Source organism: Paenibacillus sp. FSL H8-0548 (assembly GCF_038630985.1).
In the GTDB taxonomy this organism is placed as follows: domain Bacteria; phylum Bacillota; class Bacilli; order Paenibacillales; family Paenibacillaceae; genus Pristimantibacillus.
Genome location: NZ_CP152049.1, coordinates 232,848 through 255,219 on the forward strand (window position 1 = coordinate 232,848; position 22,372 = coordinate 255,219).

The following is a 22,372-nucleotide window of genomic DNA, read 5'->3' on the forward strand; positions in this document are numbered from 1 at the left end:
TTTTGAGCATAAAATCGGTATAAGTTACAAGGTTAAACTTAAGAGTACATGGCGGTCTTTACATTACCTTGATTTCCCTACCTAAAATTGTTACAATGACAGCAGAATACATACAGTATAATATTAGGTTATGAGTCGAGGTGACTAGCATGGGTAAGAAAAGTGACGGCAAGCAGCTCGCCCAGAACAAGAAGGCTTCCCATGACTATTTCATTGAGGAAACGTTCGAAGCAGGCATGGTGCTGATGGGCACAGAAATTAAATCTCTGCGCAACGGTAGAGCGAACATTGGTGATGCATTTGCAACTATTCGGAACGGTGAACTGTTTATACACAACATGCACATCAGCCCGTTTGAGCAAGGGAATATGCATAATCCGACTGATCCGACACGTGCCCGTAAGTTATTGATGCACAAAGCACAGATCCATAAGCTGTTTGGCTTATCTAAGCAAGAAGGTTACGCGATCGTACCGTTGAAGATTTATATACGCAATGGTTATGCAAAGCTGTTGATTGGACTGGGTAAGGGTAAGAAGCAGTTCGATAAGCGTGATACAGCAGCTAAACGTGATGCTCAGCGTGATATTCAGCGTGCTTTGCGCGAGAAACAAAAGGTCGTCCGCTAATACTATTTATTACCATGGGAGACAGCCTCCAACGCTGCCAATAACAATTGTGCACGAATGCTGCTCTTCGTGGTATACTAAGCAAGTAGCAATTAAACAAAGCAAGTGCATTTCGTGCAAGACAATCGGACAGCCTACCGGATGGTACATCTGACGGATGCTGCTCCTTAATCCTAAAGCTTCAATCGAGCTAAACGTTAGTGCCGAGTTTATGCGATTTAGTCGTGTAGGTCAGCAGCTAATTGTTTATGCAAAATTGGGGGCGTTTATGGATTCGACGGGGATTGGACGAGCGCGGGTTGCGGGTAGCAGGGAGTCGTCTGCTTCATCAACGCTAAAGCCTATTAAACGGCAAACAACAAACAAACTACGCTTTCGCAGCCTAAGAAACTGTGTGCGTGCTTCTACCCAGCATCGTCCATGTGACTGGAATAGGGGCTAACAAGTAGTGGAATACGCTGTCTCATCTCCGCCTGCGGTGAGCTGAAGAAGACAATCAGGCTGACCCAACGTATAGCCGGTTACGGGGCGATACTCGGGTGACATCAAAACTGTGACTACACCCGTAGAAGCCTGTGTGGCGTGATCTTCGGACAGGGGTTCAAATCCCCTCGCCTCCACCAATATGAGAAACCCGACCTCGTGAGGTCGGGTTTTTGCTATCTCTTCGCATTTAACTCTGACATATCTCAGTCATCGTAAGCATGTTTATCCTTTTTTATAATTCATTCCATTCCTGTGGCTTTATTTGAACTGAGAAGTATACTGAATGTATAAGCAGCTAGAATATAAAAAAAGTTTTTTTGATATTGATCATCATGCAATTATCTGATATATAATTTCAACATTCTGTAGTGATGTGAACATCAATTGTAAAATAATGAACGTTGTGGTCATCTTCGATGAAATAAAAGCTCAAGGTTACACTGGTAGCGGACTACCCTTCGCTACTTTGTGAGGCCTCTAAATCCCATCCTCGCATCTAAGGCAACAGAACGGCTTGAGACTGAACCTGGTGAACAAGTACAGGCCGATGGGGGGCATTTCCGAGCAGACCGAAATCAATCACAAAAGCGGCTGTATGCGTTTGTTATGGTGCTCGGGTATTCGTGGACGTTGTATGTGGAATTTACAGAAGATGAGAAAGTAGAAACGCTCATCGGCTGTCATGAGCGAATTATGGGCTACTTTCGGAGGAATCATCAGAACCTGTTTGTATGACAATATGAAGACCGTTTTCATCGGGCAAGATGAGCAAGGTGAAGTCTTATTGAACAAGCGATTTTCAAAGTTCTCCATCCATTATGGATTCATTCGTCGTCGTTGGGTATGTTTTATAGCCAGTGCTTTTTCACTTGAATTAATTGTTTCACCATTTCGATGAAATTATGTTTTGAGGTGGCGGAACGAATGATTATGTAGTATAATCGTTTCACCAGTACGGTGAAAAGAGGTTTTATAATGAAATATGGAAATTTCAAACTTCAGCATATAACGGCTAAACAAGTAGAGAACCAGGTCCAAGAACAATTATTAAGACTGCTTGATAATATTCCAATACTTAAAGATGTAGATGTATTTTCTAGTTCGAATAAAAATTATGACATAGAAGCAAAAGCAGTAACCGAGTCAGGAGATCGGATTATATTTCTTTGTGAAGTGAAAACTTCAGGGGAGCCTAAGTATATTCGGAGTGCTATTAAACAACTACTTGAATACAGTGTGATATTTAAAGATAAGGACCTAATCAATCCTTATTTTATGGTTGCCGCACCATATATTTCACAGCAATCGAGTAAGATTTGTGAAGAACACAATGTTGGATACATTGATTTATCGGGAAATTGCCTGATAATGTATAACGGCCTTTATATTCGAGTAGAAGGAAAGCCTAACATATATAAAGATGAAAGAAAGAGTAGATCGATATTTGAACGAAAAGCTGTAAAATCAAGTATTATACTTAGAACAATTTTAACGGATATTCATAAACAATGGCGAGTACAAGATTTAGCTGAAGCAACTTCATCAAGTCTAGGTCAGGTCTCAAACGTAAAAAAGTTTCTTGAAAACAAAGAATATATTATGAATGGTGAACAAGGCTTCTATGTATCTAAACCAAAAGATTTACTTTATGATTGGGCAAAAGTTTACCATATGAAACCTAACACAGTAATTGAATGTTATTCTATAGACCCCATTCCTCAAATTGAAGGGAAGCTAATGAGGATGAGAGAAGTGAAGGGAGTTGATTATGCCTTAACTGGATTTTCAGGGGGAGTAAGGTATTCGCCAATAGTAAGGTATAACAAGGTCCATGTATATATCCCATTACAAGATTTACAAGAATCTATTGATTATTTAGGACTAAAAGAGGTTGAAAGTGGTTCAAATGTTTCGATTATTGTGCCATATGATCCCTGTGTTCTGCTGGATACTAGGGAATTGCTAGCTGCAAGGATTGCGTCACCAGTTCAAATTTGCCTTGAGCTGCTGGGCTTAAAAGGACGTGGAGAAGAGGCGGCAATTGGTATTCTTGATGGGGAGATAATGAAATGAGAGATAGTGAATTGCGTTCACAAACAGACTATTCAGCTGGGCAAATAGAAGCAGCCCATAGAATTCTTCTAGAGATTGTAAATATACTGCATGAGTACGAAGAAGACATTTTGATTGTTGGCGGGTGGGTACCCGATCTTATATTTCCTGAACGAGACCATATAGGCAGTATTGATGTAGATTTACTAGTTAACCATCTCGCTTTAGAAGAAGCTTCATATGCGACGATCGAAAGAATTTTGCTAAACAACGGGTACAATAACCATCCTGAGAAATATTTTACGTTTATTAAGAAGGTTGTGGTAGATGAAGTTGAGTTTACTGTTGATTTAGATATTCTGGCAGGTATGTATGGTGGGACAGCTGAAAAGCGAAAAAGCCAACGTATTCAAGGTCTAACAGCATTAAAGGCAACAGGTGGTAATTTTGCATTTGAGGTACCGCCTACAAAAGTCGTGTTAAATGCGAAACGTCCAGATGGGGCGATGGATACAGGTGTCGTAAATGTAGTATCTATTGTACCTTATCTTATTATGAAATCAGCAGCTTTAGGGCGAGGAAAGGCGAAAGATGCTTATGATATTTATTTTTGTATAAAAAACTTTGAAGGAGGAGTGGACTCTCTAGCCTTACTCTTTCATCCTTTTCTTAACCACGGTCTTGTTAAAGATATGCTGCAAAAACTAAAAGTGAAATTTGACTCTCCTAACCACGCAGGTCCTGCGGATATTGTATCTTTTCTTGAAGTATATGATGATGAAGAAATAGATATGGTTAAGCGAGATGCTTTTGAACAGGTTAATCGTCTACTTGGTTTGTTGCTCGGGTGACATCAAAACTGTGACTACACCCGTAGAAGCCTGTGTGGCGTGATCTTCGGACAGGGGTTCGACTCCCCTCGCCTCCACCACGAAAGCCCCGTCCGGATTAGGACGGGGCTTTGTTATGTCCAAAAATGTAGCCCAAATGTAGCCGTCAAGTACTTTCTCTATATTTTCTGATGGTTTTTGTAGCCACAAAGGCTACAAAAATCACTGAGGATTGTAACAAAAAAATCCCCTGCTCAATTACTTCGAGCTGGAGATCAATGACTAACTTTTTTTCAATGCATCACTTAATGCATTAACCGTATTCTTATGTGTCTTATCAAAAGTGTGAGTATATATTTTGTTGGTTGTAGCAATATCTGAATGACCAAGCGATTCAGATATTGCTTTTAGATCAACACCAGTTTCGTATAAAATGCTGGCAAAAGTGTGCCTCAGACCATGGAGTCTGATTTTTGGCAGACCCTTTGTCTTCAGGAATTTCTGAAACTGCTCCGTGACAGTGTTTACCCGAAACGAATCTCCGTCATCGTGTGAATATACATAATCGGTACTCTTGTATGTCCGACCGAGTGTTTTTTTATAAGATTCCTGTTTCTCTTTGTGCTTCTGCAAAACTGCCAGCAATTCATTCGAAATGTGTAAAGTACGCTCACTTTTATCTGTTTTTGGTCTTTTGATTACATCTTTTTTTCCGGCACTTGTTCTTACCTCTGTGATATAGATCAATCGATTCTCAAAGTCGATATTTTTCCATTTTAACCCCATGATTTCCTCCCTTCTTAATCCAAGGTACACAGCTAAACTTATGGGTACTTCAATTGTTGATCCTTCAAGATTTTCAAGTAAATCCTGCAATTGATTTCTAGTATATGGCTGTATCTTGAATTCTACCTTGGTGGGTGGTTCCGCCGCTTCGGCGACATTTCTAAATATGAATTGTTGCTTGACAGCGTATTTTAACACGGTTTTTAGGAGAATGTGATGTTTAATTACGGTGTTGGGCGACAAAGCCTTATCATCGAGTAGATGTGTGTAATAACCTTGGATGTGAACGGGTTGTAACTTTTGTAATTCATGTTTACCTAAAAAGGGTTTTAAATGATTGTTGATGATGTTCTTATACCCATATGCGGTTGTTTCTTGACATTTCATTCTGACGTAGGTTTCTGTCCAGTAATCCAAAAAATCAGAAAAATAAGTGTCCTTAGGATTTGTGGATAGATTTCGTTGCTGTTGATACTCATGGTCTCGCAACAATCTTTTAGCTTCAGCATTCGAGTTTACTTGTTTGTATTTTCTCACTCTTTTGTTGTTTACATCTCTCTCATATTCCAAGCAAACTCTAAATGCGTTTCCAACTTTTTTGATATTTCCAGCCATGCGTGGTCCTCCCTTTAATAATTTGTTATAAGTGCAACACCTGATTCTTTAAAAGTCTTATATTCTACACGGATCACAAACAACTTATAATACAAGGCAATTAAGTATTTTTTGCTACATATCCCAAATGTACAGTGTTCAGCAACATTTGACCTGAGTTCCCGGAATGTGTAACGAGAAATCTCAAAACCTCGCGTAAATACTTGAAAGTTCCATTGTTATAAATATTTTAAGTATAACGATGGATTGATGATTAAATTTACGGAGAGGCCTTGATATTACAGCATTCTCAAGTTGATCTCGTTATAAATTCCGGGAACTTAGGATTTGAGACAACTTAATGTTTCGACTGCGTTTGAGGTTAAACAGATTTGCCGGAATAGATCCCTATACTACGTAAATAAAGCATTTCTTCTCTTTTCATGAGGCAATTGTCTGATTTTTTATCCATGCTGTTAATGCTTCTTGGGGTATTCTAATCTGTTTACCAACCTTAATATGAGGCATACCACTTTTTACGAGATCATACATTACGTTCCGTCCTACTCTGAGGATAGATCTTGCTTCATCAATCGTTAACAAATTGTTGTTATTTTCCATTATGTGACCCTCCTATTAATTGTTTTTTTCTTTGTTTGTTAATATTAAAATAAAAGATAGTCTTTTTGGGTGAAAATCGGTTCTATACCTGTCGTAGCTTTAAACCGCACCATAATACATAGTCAAAAGCTTTAGGTTAACCATCTTATCTCAATGGACAGTTCCTTGTTATGTGGAACTGTCTTTTTGTTATGCGTGATTGAACAAAAACCAAGTAGTAAGAAATATAAGCAACTACTACGATATGGATAAAGAGTCAATTCACCGGAAATAGGAAATTGATTAGGGGACAAAAAATGATGTTTGGATTAGTGAAAAAAACAAGAGGAAATAAGGCTCGTATCCCTTATAAACATTGAGTTATTGGGGGTTGAAAAACGAGTTCAGAAAAAGTGAAGGAGTGCAGAAATATGATTCATACGGCAAGATTATTTATACAATTATCAGAGGTCGATATTAGTAATCTGAAAAAGAAGTTCAAGGAGGACATGGTTTTAACATCAGTTAAGATAGATTCACAATACGATGGGATATTCGATACAGATATAATCAAGAAATTTAATTCATGGTGGTTATTCACCACAATCGATGTTGTGAAGTTATTTAATAGGGGTGAAATCCTTGAGAATGACATTGGTGCTATCCAGCGAAGGTTGGATGATTATCTGTTTTTTGTATTCAATTTGAATGATAAAGAATTTACTCTATGTCGTATTGATTATCGATTGGATGTAAGGATCTCAGATGAGGTCGAACGAATAGTTTTGATTGATATGTATAAACAATCTGTAGAAAGATTTGGTTTTAAGGTTAAAAATGTAAACTTTGCTACCACCGTTTACTACAATTCCAAATCAATCACATTAATTATTTATGATAAAGAGACAGAGCGAGAGGACAAGCATGAAGAAATCAAGGTTTACGAAAAAAACGTTTTGCGACTGGAGGTTCGAATCCTAAACCGACATTTGAACTATATGAAAAGGCAATATGGTTTAAGCAAGATATTGGAAAATTATTTCAAAAAAGATTTTTGGGAAAAATACATGAAGGAGAATGTTTCACCAATATTCCGTAAAGGGAATTTTTATACTCTTATACAGGCATCAAAAATAATTGGGAATTCCAGTTTAAAAGAACGAGAGAAAACCAACTTGAAAGAGTTTTTAAAGAACGTTTCGAAATATGGGATTAATGGAATTCATTTGTTGAAAATGAGATCAAAAAAATATAAGTTGAAACCAAAGTACAGTGAATATCTTATTCGACAAAATTTAAGGATGTTGGAAGCATTGATGATTAATCCGATATCAATATCAGAATATGACTCTGTGATTTTGGGAAGAAGTCAGGGAATTATTAATCCATTTAAATTCTAGTAAATGAAACTAGTGACCGCCACATAATTGGCGGTCTTTTGATGCCATATCATCAAAAGTATATATCAATAATAAGAAGTAACCTTTATACATAAGTGATGTGGCGGTTATAAATGCAAGCTTGATTGTGTATGATGCAAAGTTAAATAAAAAAAGGAGGCATTATATATGTTATTTATTACGTTGAATAGAGATAGGGAAGTAACACAATAGGCACACAACCGATGCTGGTTCCAGTGGTGAAGCACCACACTTGGCAATTCTTCGTGGAAAGAAATAGCCGTTAAAATGAGATCAAAGAACATAACACGCTACTAGAGGTAAGCGTCTAAACATCCTTGTAAATCTCTGTTGCGATGCAACACCCGTTTGGGAATGAGATTTGCCTCCGTACAGCGAAGCTGTACAACTGCATAGCAGTTGTGAGGCAGTAAATTACTGAACACGCAATATGCTAAGTACCATGACAATCACAAACCAATCAAGTCTGTCTCTGTTATCTTATATGAGCAACTTTTTTGCGAGTAAATAAGATACAGAGACAGACTGTGGGAACCCAAGGCAATCAAGGCGATATACAGCAAAAGCGGGAAATTTCTTGGAAGATGATGTATCTCCGGTAAAGTATATAGCACCAATCTGTTCAAAACTAAAGAGAGGAGGTATCAAATGAAACGGACTTATGATCTTACGGAGAAAGAGCAAAAAATCTTTGAAAATTTAGAGAGACAAGTTGAGAAGATTTATAAACATAATCGTCAAGGAAGCTACCACACAAGGAACAAATACGAAGCGGAAAGTAAGCTTTTCTGCAAATTTTTATCGAAAGAGTTTAAGCTACAAGCTTTCAAGAACATAGGAGATAAACACGTACTAGCATATATTAGATTCATGCAGACAAGTGATCTTTCACCATCTACAATCAAGGATCGTCTTTCTATTATTCGGTTCACCCATGATAAGGTGGATCAACCAAAGCATAGGATCAGCTCTAATTCTGCTTTTGATCTTGAAAAGAGAACATTTGGAGGTGTTGCAAGAGCATGGTCAAATAATGAATACGAACGCTTTTGTGCTCTTGCCATTGAACGTGGAAACGATAGAATCACCTCTATAGCGATACTGGCAAAGAATGAGGGATTACGCATCCATGAAACACTCAAAATCGATCGTAGTCAAGCGGAGAAGGCTCTACAAACAAATATTTTGACGATTAAAGGTAAAGGAGGGAAGATTCGTGATGTGCCACTTTCTAGTGAAAGTAGACGCTTATTAACAGACTGCATTAAGGAAGTGGATCGTGGTCAGAAGCTTTTTGTAGAGCGTGATGAAAAGACGCATTTGGTTATTAAGCAAATGCAAAATTGGATAAATAGAAACCGAGATCAATTTAAGGATCAAGATCTAGATAAAGTTAATATCACGTTTCACGGTTTACGACACGCCTACGCACAAGCAATGTACGAGGCACTTAAAGACCAAGGGAAGAGTGATATTAAAGCCAGGGAGGAGGTTTCTAAGCTCTTAGGACATGAGAGAGATGACGTTACGAGAATTTACTTAGCAAGATAAAGGAAGGGAGACATTTGAAATGAATTTGCGAGAAAGAACCATTGGAAAATTTGAAATCGAAGCGTTATTCCGTGACGTACTGAATCAGTCACAAATCGAAAGTGTTTCAAAACTACTTAAGCTTTTAGGATTGTATGTTTTTCTGGAAAAAAGCATGTTGGATACGTTGGCAGAACGACATTTCGGAGAAAAGATTGGTTTGTCTTTTATCAAAAAAGCAGTTCGATACAACCTCATTGCCGAATTACAAAGTGAAGATGATAATGACTGTTACTTTTTTCAGCTTAAGACAGGTGGATTTATATTTCTCGATGATATCGGGTTTAAGTATAGGAAATTACCCCTAGATGCATCACGGAAAGAGAGATCAAGGCTTCTGGCAATCAATGAGTTTTTAATTGACCGGAAGTATCTATTGTCATCAGACTACGGTTTGGCATTGTACGAACCACTTATTACAACCAAAGAAATTGTCCTTCATGAATTATTTTCTGAAGAAGAAACAAAACAGAATATAGATTCTGTCCTTGGGGGAAGTAAATCCAGAGAGTTCACATTTTATGAGCGAATGCAGTTAAAAGAAGTAGTCCTCAATAGTAAAGCTAAGGGCAATATAGATTCCTTGCTAGCTTAATACTCATAAGCTAGGGAAGTTGGCCCCTAGCTATGAATAGTGTATAGGCTTTATTGATATCTTTCAAGATTCTCAATATAATCGATTAGTTTATTCGCATTAACGTGTTCAATCAGATTCATACAACCCCTAACGAGCTTTGTGTCATGACCAATCTCACAATTAGGTTGTAATCGAATATATTTGGAGGGTAATAACACGAAATTTTTATTGTAGTATTCTATCTTTTTTTCGCCATTTGGTAGAGAGTTATACACATTAACTCTGTCTAAAAAATTACGGACAAATAATGCAATAGATTCAATTTCTGAATCATCCATAGTTTTCTTCTTTATATTATCCATACTTACGAATTCGTGTACGTTGATAAATAGCAAGGGAATTCTATTTCTCCAAAAAAAAGTAGTCTTAACAAAGGTGTCAACGGTCATATCAAAAACTCTCATCTGTTTCTGCTTAGTTGGAAAATGGGCAATTTCCATAATCTCCAAGGCGAATATAGGTAATTTATCTATGAGTTGAAGATTTATTTTTTTTCCAACGAAATCAACTTCTAGTAAACTTCCTGTTTTTGAACTTTTCATTTCAAGATTTTGATATTGAGATTGTAGCCAATACGGACTGACTGACCTAATAATTTTTTCAAAGTTACTCTCCCAATATTTCCAGTTTATACTACAAGAACATGATCTGTTTTTTTAGATAGATACCATCACATAAAAAGCAGTGGATATAGCCTTTAATTAATGGTAGCTTCTTAACGTTAGCTTGTATGGGAATAATTCGGCGTAACGTTTTCTTCAATTCATACATGTCTAAATTATTATTTGAAATGGACAATTTCCTCACCCTTTATGTTTTTTTTGACTTTTAACAACTGATGTATTGGATAAGTAACCATTGTAACGTTTATAGTAGCTTCTACAGTTGTAATGATAACACTATGAGAGTCTTAAAAAATAGCGGAAACTATTGGGTTAAAATAGTATTATAAGAAATATTTTGTAAAAAATACTTTACAAAATAGTGAAGTGAAATTTATTTTCACAACAATCACTTAAGCACTTCATTAAATCATAATAAGTTGTCTCATTAACCTTCGTATTTGATGCAATATTTGTAAGTCGCAATTTAATTCGTTTTTCCGCCTTTAAAAGCAATCAATTCGTTTCAAAAGCCATAACATTATCTACGTTTTATAAATGTACGTTTTGTGCACACAATAATGATAATAAACGGATGAGGGGGATTGGGAATGAAGATTGGTTATGCGAGGGTATCTACAGTTGATCAGTCACTTGATATACAGATGGATGCTTTAAACAATGCGGGTTGTGAGCGAATGTATATGGAGAAGGCGAGTGGAGCTAAGGATGACCGTAAAGAGTTACAGCGTGCGTTAGATTCTTTAAGGCATGGTGATGTATTTGTTGTTTATAAATTAGATCGGTTAGCACGTTCAACTAAGAAGCTAATTGAAGTTTATGAGCAATTGACGGAACTAGGTGTTGAGTTAGTGAGTATATGTGATGGTTTAGATACAACGACTCCAACCGGACGAGCCATGTTTAAAATGATTGGTGTTATAGCAGAGTTAGAGAGAGAAATGATTGTAGAACGAACTAAAGCAGGTTTACAAGCGGCCAGAGCAAGAGGAAGGAACGGAGGGCGACCTAAGACGGATAGCAAAAAGGTTGAGCGAGCAATGAAACTCTACGATGCAAAGGAACATTCTATAGCTGATATCGAAGACATGACTGGTATAAAGCGTGCTACTCTTTATAGAGCTTTGAGATTGCGGGTTGTATAAACCTTAAATAGGAACAAATTAAAGTTCGTGTGAAAAACCGGGCTTTTTTGTGATTAAAATAATGGCTTCGATAATGGAGGATGGTACAGACTCGAAAGTTGAATGGGTATATGGAACTTTCTTTATTGCACAAAAAGGTGATGATGCTTTCGATGTCGAATATTGGAAAATAAGGGGTGAGAACTATGTTTATTCGATATATTCGTGTTAAAAATTTCAGAGGAATAAGTGAAGTTACTGCATACATGAACAATAATTTAATGTGTATTGTAGGTCAGAACGATGTAGGAAAGTCATCATTACTGCAGGCTATCCGTGTACTTCTGGAGAATGAAAAGATTGGATTGGAGGATTTTCAAAAAGGAAGCGAAGATAGTCCTATCGAGATTGAAATTCATTTCGAAAGTATGGGACTGGATCACTTAAAACATAATGATCTTATTAAGTTGAAACATGTATATAAAAAAAATGACCAAAAAATAATAAGTAACAAATTGATATTTTCTGAGCTTGGAAATACGGATTTAGATAAATTGAGTAACTATGCCACATTGAAAAGTGTTGCAAAGAAGTTGGGAATTGAAGTCCCACCAACAAAACCAGGACTTGTAGAAATCTCGAAGATACGTCAGCAAGTTATTGAAGTAATTCAAACTGGACCTAAAGAAGATTGGGTAGAGGTCAATTGGGAAGACATCAATAATAACTTGCCGGAAGTGTTATACATACCTGCATCACAAGATCATGAAAATGAACAAAAAATGTCTAATGACTCATCGTTATTTGGGAAATTGTTTAGAGTGGGGGTTCGTAATTGGCTCAAAGCAGACCCAGAAAGTAAAAGTGCAATGGAAACAATTCATAGCAAAGTTGAAATGATTAATAACCATATTTTAAAAATTGTAGAGGGGAAGTTAAAAGAACAATTACCTCTAGCAGACAGTATAAGTCAAGATATTGATCCTCTTGACGTGAGTAAAGGTTTTTCATTTACAATGCAGGTGAAAGATGAGCATGGAGTGGAAACGCCGCTGAGTAAGCGTGGAAGTGGTTTGCAGAGAGCTGTACTTGTTGCAGTAATTCGTGCCCAAAATGAGGTTAATGGATTAATAGAAAAAATGAAACCACAACATGTGGTCACCGAAGCTATGGAGAAATCTGAGATAAGCGGTGAATATGTAAAACCAACTCTCTATATATTTGAGGAGCCAGAAGCATTCTTACATTTAACAGCACAAAAGGATCTCTATTATTCGCTTAAAGATCTCACTTCACACAACAGTCAAGTCGTTATTACAACACATTCAACACTTTTTATCGATGAGTCCGAAATGAATGATGTCGTTCTCCTGATAAGAGAACAAGGGAAGACGATCTCAAGACAACATATACCAGTGGAAGAAATTAAAGATTATCTTGGTGAACGAGTCAAATTGAGTGAATTGCTCGTTGGAAAGGTATGTTGTTTGGTCGAGGGCTTGTCAGATAAGTTTTCATTTGAGAAGTGGGCATATAAGTTGGGGTACGATATCAAACGGCAAGGAATACATTTCATTTCCATGGATGGGTGTCAAAACATGGACTACTTTGCCAACGTCTCTATACTACATGATTTTAATGTTCCGTTTAAGATAGTACTTGATAATGATAACCACGGAGAAACAAACAGTATAGCGAAGATCCGATTTTTAAAGGGGAAAATTCCAAGATTGAAGAACGATTGTTTTGTTCTGTTGGAAAAAGGTGAGCTTGAGAATTATTTCTGTGTTGATACCGTAGCAAAAGTGTTGAACATTCCAAGGGAGTTAATCGATGACGATCATTACTTGAGGGATCCGAAGGAAGAATTGAAAAGTGCCACGAAAAAAGCCATAGATGCGGGTAACAAAATTGCGAGAAGATATAAGGAGACAGAACATAGCCGAGTCATCGCAGAAAAAATGCCGATAACTACACTAGATGAAGAAATCGTTCAAATTATAAAAGGTTTAATTGAACAGACAGAGGCAAGTGAGAAAGCTGTTCAGGAAATTCAAAAGGGGTTAGCGGAGGTTGCGGCAGATCTTAGTAGTGAGGCGATTTATCATACCGTCTAACGGTTTGGGATAATTCAAACTGGATACTAAAATTGGTCATTATATTTAAAAGAAGCACCTTCAAAAAGAGAGGTGCTTCAAATGTTGTCATTGCAAATAATGGGAATTAAATTTATGATACCAATTCAATATTCTTTATGAGAAGGTTCTTAATCTTTTCTTTCCAGGTATCATGATGAATCAATCGGTATTCATGTAATGAATTTTGTATAATTTGGGACTTAGACATGTGTGACACAGATTCCCAATCACCTGACACAACATAAGTTGCATTTCCGATATGCATACTCTCAAATACATGAATGCCAAGTTTCTCGAAACTGAACACAACATACCCTTGAAATCCTCTTGTGCCACGAGCTTCTGCATCTGGTTTGTATTGGAGTATTGTTCCGAACCTATCCAGGAAAACAACTTTTTTGGTTTCCCGTGCTTTTTCAATCAACGGTCTATACATCTCCAAACGCCTATTCCAAGGCATATCCTCACCTTGAGGAAGAAAGACCCAATCGACAATGCGAATAGGGTGGGATGGCACCTGATATGTTGTCATATCTTCCGTAAAAAACTCGGCTCGACGAAAAAGTTCAAGAATCAAATTGGTAGCAAACAAGGCTTCTGTATTCTCTCCGTTCCCTTTAATAAATTCCTGGTTTACTACGAGCAAGAATTGCTCGTCTTTAGAAATAACAGAAATATTAAGGGAAGGTGCTGGAATATGCTCCGTTTGCCATTTCTTATATCGACGGTTATAGAACTCCGTCACTTCTCTACGCTCGTCTCTACCTGCAAATTGACTTCGGGTATAATATAATGTTGTGTACGCATCGACTTTTGGAAGGTGCTTGAGATTATTTTCTTCACCTTCGTGATTGATTCTTGTGTACCGCCCGAATGTCTGCGGAATGAGTTGCTCACCATTAGTCAAATTGGAGGTAAAACCAAGATGTTCGAGTCGGGAAGCATCCTCTGGGGTTAATAGAACCCCAACCTTGAAGGAACTTCCTTCTTCAATATGACCGATATGACCATTCAGTGACTTAATAAATTTTTTTCCAGTAATCACAACAATTCACTTCTCCTTTAGTATATAAATAAATGGTACGGAAGTTGAATTGCCCTAACCTATGTAACACTTTTCCTCCTTTTTGTAGGGATCTGATCGGTTTCACCTTGTATATTAAGGGCGAATGCGTGTTGACTTCATACACACCCTCTGCTATTATTGATTTAACAAGTTCAACAATAAGATGAGACAAGGGAACGATGACGGGAATCATCAACTACCTAACAAGATCAGAATAGGTCAAATTCAAACTATGCCGTATTTTTATAATAGCATAGTCTATTTCTATTAGTCAACATAAAAATGAAAATATTTTCATATAAATAAAGAATCTCTTAATTGAGGTTCTTTTCTTCATTAGATGTCAATAATGGCGATCCAAATCTTATGATTGATTGAATCAGTTAGTCATACTGGAAAGGTAAAAGGGAATGTTACCGTTGTAAATCTTGTCTGACGACATTAAAGTGAGGTAATCGCGAATGACAATTAACTTTATTGAACATCGAGAATCCATTACGAGAAATTTAATCATTTTTATGCGATCAAAAGGATACTCTAAATTGTCTTTATCGAAGCAAACAAATATTTCGAGATCAGAGATAGATCAGATATTAAAATCAGATAGATTTAATCAATCGAATTATAATAGTCATATCATGAAAATAAATGAAAGTTTTCATTTACCGTCTGATTATTTTTTGGAACCACAAGTAACAACTGTTTCACCACATGCAAATGCTGATGTATGTTCCCACGATGGAGTTGAAACTCAAAGAAGTCCTGAAGTTCAACTACTTTTTGATGGATTAGACAATATTTTTGATATATTCTCGATGTATGTAAAAAGGGTATGAATATTTTAAGACTAAGTTCATATACGTTTAATAATTCCAGCTCGTACAACTTAAAGATCGCCGCTTGCTGAACCCAAGTAGCATTCCTACTTTTCGTTGGCGGTGTATCCTGTGACCAGCATTTCACCACGAACTTACGTATATATTATCTACACTTTATGGACTGAATTTGTTTATATAGTGAACTTAATATTTATAGAACCAAAAAACTCATAAAACTAGAGGTGTATCATGGGGGCATGATATAACAAATTGAACCATTCTATCGTAATGAAGTTTATTTGGGGGCGGGAATTTGAAGTCATCGTTTCCGAGGAATGGACAACTAACAGAACCACACGTCACCTCAGAATCCCCTCGGTTTTTGTAGTCAAGGTATAGCCAAAATGGATAAAACTATATAAAATCATTCAAAATTGAATAACACAAATTAACAAAGTCAGCCTCTACAACCCGCATCAAATAAGGCTTAGTAACACTTGTGGGTACGTTCTAAAACCAATTGAAAAGTTAGGGACAGGGGTTCGACTCCCCACGGCTCCATATGGAGTATGAGAAAAGCGACCTCAATTGGTCGCTTTTTTGCGTAGAGTAAAAAGGAGAATTTGCGGTTGGTTACATTTTATATCTCTCATGTAATTGAAAAGCATACTAGAGCGGGTTAGCCTGTGTGACAATCCTTACAGCAGAAGTAGCAACCATCATAATTTAATTTGTTTGTATCTTTTTTGACTCGTTGAATAGCAGATTGACAATTATTTTCGTAACCAATTAAAATTCGGTTTGTTGAGTTGGGAATATAGGAACAGTCTTCTGTATGAACCTCATGATTACCCTTGTTATCAGTATTTTTGTTGTAGTAATAAAATTTGGACACTTGTAGTTCCCTCCCAATACGTATTAAACGTTACCTACTTCTGATGTTATCTTGATGTATACCTCTATTCGGTAAGTTCTATTAATATATTAGCAAAATTATTAACAAAAAACAAGAACATTTGTTCTGTTTTTTATGGAGGCTTCTATGTTGTTCCTGCTGTTTTAAATCTAGCAAATAGGAAACACTAGTATTGTAGATTTGAAAGGGGGAATAGGGAATGGGAGCCTTTCGTATATCAATGGTAAAGATGGACACAGTGGGAAAGTATTTTCCGAAGAAAAGAGAAACGATGTCTGAATATGAAGCGCTAGAAAATGCCTATCTTGATGGAATGAGAGAAATACTGAGCGAGGTAGCCGCTAGAAGACATCTTGAAACGTGGGGAATGCGTTCTAACAATCCTTATATCAGAAAAGCTAGCGAAGATTCATCTTATGCAATTGAACGCTTACACAGTAGTTTGAACGAGACTCAATGTGAATTATATGGACTTATGGAGGAGGCTATGAGCACAGAACAGGGTCTCGGAGAAGAGGAAGCTTTTGTGGTTGGATTTTTGGAAGGGTACCGCTTTATAAAAGAGCTCCAAAGATCGGGTGGAGGTCAGACTATGGTTTAGAAGATACCACCCGATATGCTATAATATATAGTAATTATTTATTCGGAGGTGTCCAGATGCGGTGGAATGAAGTTCAAGAGCGTTTTCCCAATGAATGGGTTGTGCTAGAGGCGACAAAGGCATTTTCCAAGGAAGGTCAACGTTTTATTGAAGAAATGACTGTGATCGATTCTTTCGACGACTCGGAGAAGGCTCTAAAGAGGTATGGTGAGTTGCATGGAAAAGAGCCTCATCGTGAATACTGTTTCTTCCATACCTCACGCCCTGAAGTGGTGGCAAGAGAACGCTATGTGGGAGTAAGAAGGTCGAGATGAGAATAACAGAATGGTATGGTCTTCCGTTTGTCACTATAGTCATTGAGTTTCGCGGAGAAAGATTATGTTTGGAAAATGTACTGATTGACACAGGATCAGGCAGTACTCTGTTTAATGCAGACATCGTTAGAGACATAGGGATAATCCCTGAAAAAGATGATGTAGTTGATGCAATCAGAGGTATAGGTGGAGTAGAGTACGTTTATACCAAGATTATTGATTCAATTGCAATCGGGGAATCTGTGGTTCAAGACTTTCAAGTTGAAATTGGAAGCATGGATTATGGGTTAGAGATGCAAGGGATAATAGGTTTTGATTTGTTGAAAAGAGTGGGTGCAAAAATTGATGTTGGCGAAATGGAAATAATGGTGAATTAGCCAGCGGGTAGCAGGGAGTCGTCTGCTTCATCAACGCTAAAGCTTATTAAACGTCAAACAAAAAACAAACTACGCTTTCACAGCCTAAGAAACTGTGTGCGTGCTTCTACCCAGCATCGTCCATGTGACTGGATTAGGGCCCAACTATAGTGGAATACGCTGTCACATCTCCGCTTTCGGTGAGCTGAAGAAGACAATCAAGCTGACCTATTGAGAACCGTTTTACGGAGCGATACTCAGGCGACATCAAAATTGTCACTAACCCGTAGAAGCCTGTGTGGCATGATTTTCGGACAGGGGTTTAAATCCCCAAGCCTCCACCATCATTAACCCCGACCGCATGAGGTTGGGGTTTTTGTTATTATGGCCAAAGTAATAACTTTCTCATTAACTAAAATTATGAAATGAACTATGCTAAGATCAGAAGAATACATGCATTGGAGGTTACAATGGAATTCATACAAGAACAGCTAACAAGATACGGAGTAAATCCCAAGCAAGTTGATGGTCTATCTACTGTCATTATGGTTGTTTTGATTGCAGTAATTAGCGTTGTAGCAAATTTAATCGCGAAAAAAGTAGTTCTCCGGATTATTGTTCATATGATTACGAGTAATAAGGCGAGTAATAAGGTAACGTGGGATAATGTTATTTTGGAAAAAAAGGTTTTTCATAATATCTCTCATATCGTTCCTGCAATCATTATTTACTTTGCGGGTTCTATGTTTCCTAGCTATCAAAATCTGATCGAGAAGACTGCATTAACGTATATTATTGTCGTTGCTTTAGTGGTGATAAATGCGTTACTGAATGCATTTGATATTATTTATCGAACGTTTCCCGTTTCCAAGGTTAGACCGATAAAAGGATATATTCAGGTTGTAAAAATAATTCTTTTTATCGTTGGTGGGATTACGATCATCTCGAATCTCATTGGTCAAAACCCGTTAATTATTCTAAGTGGTCTTGGTGCGTTGTCAGCGGTCTTGATGTTAATATTTAAAGACTCGATACTAGGTTTAGTCGCGGGAGTACAGTTGTCATCGAACGATATGGTACGCGTAGGTGATTGGATTGAGATGCCTAAATATAATGCTGATGGTGATGTTATTGATATTACATTGAATACGGTTAAGGTTATGAATTTTGATAAGACGATTACGATGATTCCTAGCTATGCTTTAATTTCAGATTCTTTCAAAAACTGGCGTGGCATGCAGACGTCGGGTGGTAGAAGAATTAAACGTAGTATTTTTATCGATACAGGTAGTATCCGCTTCTGCTCAGAGGCAATGATCGAAGAGTATCATAAAATTCAGTATCTAGGTGACTATCTAGCGACAAGATTAAGTGAAATTGAGCAACATAATGAAGAGCGTAACATTGATAAATCCAATAAAGTGAACGGCAGACAGCTAACGAATATCGGTGTATTCCGTGTGTATATTCAGCAATACCTAAAGCATCATCCGAAAATACATCAGAACATGACGCTTATTGTTAGACAGTTAGCTTCAGGAGAAAATGGATTGCCATTTGAAATTTACGCATTTACTAACGATACGAATTGGGTTGTATATGAATCAGTACAATCAGATATATTTGATCATATTTTTGCCGTTGCTCCTTCATTTGGACTTCGTGTGTTCCAAAATCCAACGGGATATGATATTGCTCATGGTATTGAACGCACTGCAATAGAGTCATTAGATGAATCTAATCAAAAACGGCAGACAGCTGATGAGGGTGAATATGAGTATTCTCATAAATAGACTCCATCTCTAGTGGTACCATGAAAAACCCGACCTCGTGAGGTCGGGTTTTTGCTATTTATTTTAAGCTTTATTTTAATCTACAAATGATTAGCTTTCTATAGTGAAAACGATCTGACCGTCTCAAAGTACAAATGCTAGTCTAAACGTGTGTACCGTTCCAGAGATGGTTGAACTAGAACAAGATTATTAACGGAATAATAGGATGTGAGAGTGAAATCTAGGGCAACGCCGACACCCATAACTAGCAGAACATTCAGTGTATTTTCAGTTAGCATTAAGCTTTAAATAAGTTATGTTTATGATCAGTAATATATACTAGTCATATATAAAACCTATTGAAAGGAAGTGATCTAGTATGCTGAAACGTACAATGGCTCTTATGCTTGTGTTAATCTTGACAATGACTAGTGTGATGGGTATTGCTTCTGCTAGTACAACTACGAAGGAAACGGTTATTAATCTTTCTGATACAGCAGTAACCGTTGATGGACAAAAGGCGTCAACGAGTTCATCGGCAGCGGTATATGTAGGAGCTAGCATTATATATTATGAGGACGGACATGACAGTAGCTATGGAGAAGGTACAGATTCAGATGCGCACAGTGCGGAGGAAGCAGCTGAGCATAGAGTTGTGACCATTACGAAGCCTGGAATTTATCGTGTATCAGGCAAGTTATCGAAAGGACAGCTTGCAATTGATTTGGGAGACGATGCAGCTTCTGACCCTACAGCGGTCGTGACACTTATTTTAGACGGAGTAAATATTACGAATACAGTTGCTCCCGCAGTTATTTTCTACAATGTGTATGAGCAATACTCAATAAAAGAAGATACAAAAGGAATTATTGATCTTAGTCAAGCAGGGGCACAGGTTCTATTAGCCGATGATTCTGTGAACATTGTGAATGGCTCTTATGTCGCACGAATTTATAAAGAGGGTTCAACGAAAAAGCTGCATAAATATGATGGAGCCTTCTATTCTAAAATGTCTATGAACATTTCTGGAGAAGCTAAGGGAACAGGAGAGCTGCATATTACTGCTGCTAATGAAGGGCTCGATTCTGAGCTGCACTTAGCTCTCAACGGCGGGAAGATCTATATTGAGGCTCAGGATGATGGAATCAATACGAATGAGGATGGAATTTCGGTTACAAGTATCAATGGTGGGTATCTTTATGTAAATGCAGGTCTAGGAGCCGAGGGTGATGGAATTGACTCCAATGGGTACTTAACGATTAATGGAGGAACTATTGTTACTATGGCTAACGAACGTAGTCCTGACGGTGGTATTGATGCCGATAGTGATATTATCATTAATGGTGGTACAGTCATTGCACTAGGAACACGTAATGATGCGTCGTCTTCTACTTCCAAGCAGCCGTTTATGGAGCTATCTTTTGCTACGACACAAGCGGCGGGAAGTATAATCAAATTAACAGACACGGAAGGTAATGAACTTCTAAACCATATAGCGGAAAAGAATTTTCAAAGCGTAACATTTTCATCTGCTGACCTTAAACTCAATACTGAATATCATCTGTACGTTAATGGTGTACAGCAACAGTATACAGGAAATTCTTTTGGCATGATGGGTGGCGGCTTTGGTGGAAATCGTCCTAGCGGTGATAACGGACAATTTGGTCAAGGTACTCCTCCAACAGGAGAGCGTCCAGAAATGCCAGATGGCATGCAGGGAATGCCAGAAGGTGGATTTAATCCAGATGGACAAGTTAACACGGAGGTAAGCAGTGAAGGCTCTACAGCATTCAAAATAACGGAATCTGTTCATAGCTTTTCAGGTGTTTCCGAGGCAACTGACAATAGCGGTAAAACGAAAGTTACTTTTACGGTTAATGACGGTGCTGGCATCCAAAGTGTAGCTTCTGGTAAAAGTATTGTATTTGAGGGAGTTAAAGCAAGTACAGCTGTTCCTGAAAGTGATATTCAGCTAACCGTAACAGATGTGCCTTCAGAGAACTATTCTGAAACGTATCTTCTTTCTGAGTTGAAAGGTGATTTATCCAAAATTATGCCCGAAGAGGATGGCCAATACCGTCTTACCATTGCGGTAGTGTCCTCTAATGAAACATACACTGGGGTATCACAATGGCAATTTGCAATTGGTGTGTTACCCTTCACGGATGTGAAATCAAACGACGCTTCTTATAATGCAATTAAGGCTTTGTATGAAAAGGGAATAATGATTGGAACGAGTTCGACTCAATTTTCACCAAATTTACCAGTAACACGCGCAAATGCGATTACAACTCTTGGTAGGCTTCTTAAAATAGAGCAAACTGAATCCAGCGCCTTCAATGATGTTGTGAAAAATAGCTGGTATAGTGGATATGTTGGCTGGGCAGTGGAGAATGGACTTGTTATTGGCGATGGAAAAGGGAACTTCATGCCAAATGCTAGTCTGACTGCAGAGCAGATGAAGCTTGTTATATCGAGATATGTAGAATTGAGCGGATTAAATATTTCGTTAGACGATCTCTTCCCAAATACTCTTACTGGTTCAATGACTCGCGCAGAGCTTGCAACTCTATTAAGTAAGCTACTATAATCCCCGCGTCTCATCAAAAACACCATTCGCATGAGGATGGTGTTTTTGTTATGTGTAATGATTTCTAGGAATTTGATTTATGTAGGAGTTCTGCTATTTCCATTTATCTGAAATGTTATTTAATATGTGTTTTATTAAGAGATCTCTTTTAGTGAGTTAATATAGTAGCGGTGAATATCAAAGCTTATATTTATAATACATTAATTTTAAAATACCCATAGAAGGTACATCAAAATAGAGAGAGATAGCATTTAGGGACTACACCAGTAGAAGCCTGTGTGGCGTGATCTTCGGACAGGGTTCAAATCCCCGCACCTCCACCAAACCATGAGAAAGAACTGTAGTGGTACTCTTTTTTCTTTTTTAATAGGAGTGATATAATGTTGTTGAATAATGAATAACGTCGTATCGCAGTCCCGTAAGGGTCTT

18 protein-coding genes and 1 other RNA gene are annotated in these 22,372 nt (G+C 37.6%); 15 read left to right on the forward strand and 4 right to left on the reverse strand.

All coding sequences use genetic code 11. The features are described from left to right. The first annotated feature begins 149 nt into the window (after positions 1–149). From smpB to MHI37_RS01135, 4 genes are all read left to right on the forward strand, one after another. Complete coding sequence (gene smpB / locus MHI37_RS01120) at positions 150–629, forward strand: SsrA-binding protein SmpB (protein ID WP_076338450.1); 480 nt, start codon at positions 150–152, stop codon at positions 627–629. 258 nt (positions 630–887) lie between these two features. Next, positions 888–1,252: a transfer-messenger RNA gene (ssrA, locus tag MHI37_RS01125) on the forward strand. Between the two features lie 838 nt (positions 1,253–2,090). Then, complete coding sequence (locus MHI37_RS01130) at positions 2,091–3,188, forward strand: type IV toxin-antitoxin system AbiEi family antitoxin (RefSeq protein WP_076338449.1); 1,098 nt, start codon at positions 2,091–2,093, stop codon at positions 3,186–3,188. Continuing rightward, positions 3,185–4,018 carry a hypothetical protein gene (locus MHI37_RS01135; RefSeq protein WP_076338448.1) on the forward strand — a complete coding sequence of 278 codons (834 nt, stop codon included), beginning with the start codon at positions 3,185–3,187 and terminating at the stop codon, positions 4,016–4,018. The genes MHI37_RS01130 and MHI37_RS01135 overlap by 4 nt, the downstream gene beginning before the upstream one ends. A 261-nt stretch (positions 4,019–4,279) precedes the next feature. Here the strand turns inward: MHI37_RS01135 and MHI37_RS01140 are convergent, their stop codons facing one another. Then, on the reverse strand, positions 4,280–5,398 hold the full coding sequence (locus tag MHI37_RS01140; RefSeq protein ID WP_076338447.1) for a tyrosine-type recombinase/integrase: 1,119 nt from the start codon (positions 5,396–5,398) through the stop codon (positions 4,280–4,282). 420 nt (positions 5,399–5,818) lie between these two features. After that, positions 5,819–5,998, reverse strand: a complete 180-nt coding sequence (locus tag MHI37_RS01145) for a helix-turn-helix domain-containing protein (RefSeq protein WP_076338446.1) — start codon at positions 5,996–5,998, stop codon at positions 5,819–5,821. Positions 5,999–6,408: 410 nt separating this feature from the next. Between MHI37_RS01145 and MHI37_RS01150 the strand changes: the two genes are divergently transcribed. From MHI37_RS01150 to MHI37_RS01160, 3 genes are all read left to right on the forward strand, one after another. Further along, positions 6,409–7,377 carry a phage/plasmid replication protein gene (locus MHI37_RS01150; RefSeq protein WP_076338445.1) on the forward strand — a complete coding sequence of 323 codons (969 nt, stop codon included), beginning with the start codon at positions 6,409–6,411 and terminating at the stop codon, positions 7,375–7,377. A gap of 669 nt (positions 7,378–8,046) precedes the next feature. Next, positions 8,047–8,949, forward strand: coding sequence for a site-specific integrase (locus tag MHI37_RS01155; RefSeq protein ID WP_076338444.1), 903 nt, complete (start codon positions 8,047–8,049; stop codon positions 8,947–8,949). Between the two features lie 19 nt (positions 8,950–8,968). After that, positions 8,969–9,583: a hypothetical protein gene (locus MHI37_RS01160; RefSeq protein WP_076338443.1), complete on the forward strand. Its 615-nt coding sequence runs from the start codon at positions 8,969–8,971 to the stop codon at positions 9,581–9,583. Between the two features lie 50 nt (positions 9,584–9,633). Here MHI37_RS01160 and MHI37_RS01165 read toward each other — a convergent pair whose 3' ends face one another. Then, complete coding sequence (locus tag MHI37_RS01165) at positions 9,634–10,167, reverse strand: hypothetical protein (RefSeq protein ID WP_076338442.1); 534 nt, start codon at positions 10,165–10,167, stop codon at positions 9,634–9,636. Between the two features lie 671 nt (positions 10,168–10,838). On the opposite strand from MHI37_RS01165, the gene MHI37_RS01170 reads away from it, so the two are divergent. Then, positions 10,839–11,393 carry a recombinase family protein gene (locus MHI37_RS01170; protein ID WP_076338441.1) on the forward strand — a complete coding sequence of 185 codons (555 nt, stop codon included), beginning with the start codon at positions 10,839–10,841 and terminating at the stop codon, positions 11,391–11,393. Between the two features lie 185 nt (positions 11,394–11,578). Further along, positions 11,579–13,489, forward strand: coding sequence for an AAA family ATPase (locus MHI37_RS01175; protein ID WP_076338440.1), 1,911 nt, complete (start codon positions 11,579–11,581; stop codon positions 13,487–13,489). Positions 13,490–13,601: 112 nt separating this feature from the next. Here MHI37_RS01175 and MHI37_RS01180 read toward each other — a convergent pair whose 3' ends face one another. Then, entirely contained in the window at positions 13,602–14,555 is a 954-nt protein-coding gene (locus MHI37_RS01180; RefSeq protein ID WP_076338439.1) for a hypothetical protein, read from the reverse strand. Between the two features lie 482 nt (positions 14,556–15,037). Here MHI37_RS01180 and MHI37_RS01185 point away from each other — a divergent pair, with 482 nt between their 5' ends. From MHI37_RS01185 to MHI37_RS01210, 6 genes are all read left to right on the forward strand, one after another. Then, positions 15,038–15,412: a hypothetical protein gene (locus MHI37_RS01185; protein ID WP_076338438.1), complete on the forward strand. Its 375-nt coding sequence runs from the start codon at positions 15,038–15,040 to the stop codon at positions 15,410–15,412. Between the two features lie 1,097 nt (positions 15,413–16,509). Beyond that, positions 16,510–16,911, forward strand: coding sequence for a hypothetical protein (locus MHI37_RS01190; protein ID WP_076338436.1), 402 nt, complete (start codon positions 16,510–16,512; stop codon positions 16,909–16,911). Between the two features lie 56 nt (positions 16,912–16,967). After that, positions 16,968–17,225 (forward strand): hypothetical protein, encoded by a 258-nt coding sequence (locus MHI37_RS01195; protein ID WP_076338435.1) that lies wholly within the window; start codon positions 16,968–16,970, stop codon positions 17,223–17,225. Then, complete coding sequence (locus tag MHI37_RS01200) at positions 17,222–17,602, forward strand: retropepsin-like aspartic protease (protein WP_076338434.1); 381 nt, start codon at positions 17,222–17,224, stop codon at positions 17,600–17,602. Before MHI37_RS01195 ends, MHI37_RS01200 begins: the two co-directional genes overlap by 4 nt. Positions 17,603–18,051: 449 nt before the next feature. Continuing rightward, on the forward strand, positions 18,052–19,374 hold the full coding sequence (locus MHI37_RS01205) for a mechanosensitive ion channel domain-containing protein (protein WP_076338433.1): 1,323 nt from the start codon (positions 18,052–18,054) through the stop codon (positions 19,372–19,374). Between the two features lie 358 nt (positions 19,375–19,732). Continuing rightward, positions 19,733–21,943, forward strand: a complete 2,211-nt coding sequence (locus MHI37_RS01210) for a carbohydrate-binding domain-containing protein (RefSeq protein WP_076338432.1) — start codon at positions 19,733–19,735, stop codon at positions 21,941–21,943. Positions 21,944–22,372: the final 429 nt, after the last annotated feature.

Bases quoted from the DNA above. Each gene is read 5' to 3' on its own strand.
- smpB (WP_076338450.1), top strand. From the start codon at position 150: ATGGGTAAGAAAAGTGACGGCAAGCAGCTCGCCCAGAACAAGAAGGCT.
- MHI37_RS01130 (WP_076338449.1), top strand. From the start codon at position 2,091: ATGAAATATGGAAATTTCAAACTTCAGCATATAACGGCTAAACAAGTA.
- MHI37_RS01135 (WP_076338448.1), top strand. From the start codon at position 3,185: ATGAGAGATAGTGAATTGCGTTCACAAACAGACTATTCAGCTGGGCAA.
- MHI37_RS01140 (WP_076338447.1), bottom strand. From the start codon at position 5,398: ATGGCTGGAAATATCAAAAAAGTTGGAAACGCATTTAGAGTTTGCTTG.
- MHI37_RS01145 (WP_076338446.1), bottom strand. From the start codon at position 5,998: ATGGAAAATAACAACAATTTGTTAACGATTGATGAAGCAAGATCTATC.
- MHI37_RS01150 (WP_076338445.1), top strand. From the start codon at position 6,409: ATGATTCATACGGCAAGATTATTTATACAATTATCAGAGGTCGATATT.
- MHI37_RS01155 (WP_076338444.1), top strand. From the start codon at position 8,047: ATGAAACGGACTTATGATCTTACGGAGAAAGAGCAAAAAATCTTTGAA.
- MHI37_RS01160 (WP_076338443.1), top strand. From the start codon at position 8,969: ATGAATTTGCGAGAAAGAACCATTGGAAAATTTGAAATCGAAGCGTTA.
- MHI37_RS01165 (WP_076338442.1), bottom strand. From the start codon at position 10,167: ATGAAAAGTTCAAAAACAGGAAGTTTACTAGAAGTTGATTTCGTTGGA.
- MHI37_RS01170 (WP_076338441.1), top strand. From the start codon at position 10,839: ATGAAGATTGGTTATGCGAGGGTATCTACAGTTGATCAGTCACTTGAT.
- MHI37_RS01175 (WP_076338440.1), top strand. From the start codon at position 11,579: ATGTTTATTCGATATATTCGTGTTAAAAATTTCAGAGGAATAAGTGAA.
- MHI37_RS01185 (WP_076338438.1), top strand. From the start codon at position 15,038: ATGACAATTAACTTTATTGAACATCGAGAATCCATTACGAGAAATTTA.
- MHI37_RS01190 (WP_076338436.1), top strand. From the start codon at position 16,510: ATGGGAGCCTTTCGTATATCAATGGTAAAGATGGACACAGTGGGAAAG.
- MHI37_RS01195 (WP_076338435.1), top strand. From the start codon at position 16,968: ATGCGGTGGAATGAAGTTCAAGAGCGTTTTCCCAATGAATGGGTTGTG.
- MHI37_RS01200 (WP_076338434.1), top strand. From the start codon at position 17,222: ATGAGAATAACAGAATGGTATGGTCTTCCGTTTGTCACTATAGTCATT.
- MHI37_RS01205 (WP_076338433.1), top strand. From the start codon at position 18,052: ATGGAATTCATACAAGAACAGCTAACAAGATACGGAGTAAATCCCAAG.
- MHI37_RS01210 (WP_076338432.1), top strand. From the start codon at position 19,733: ATGCTGAAACGTACAATGGCTCTTATGCTTGTGTTAATCTTGACAATG.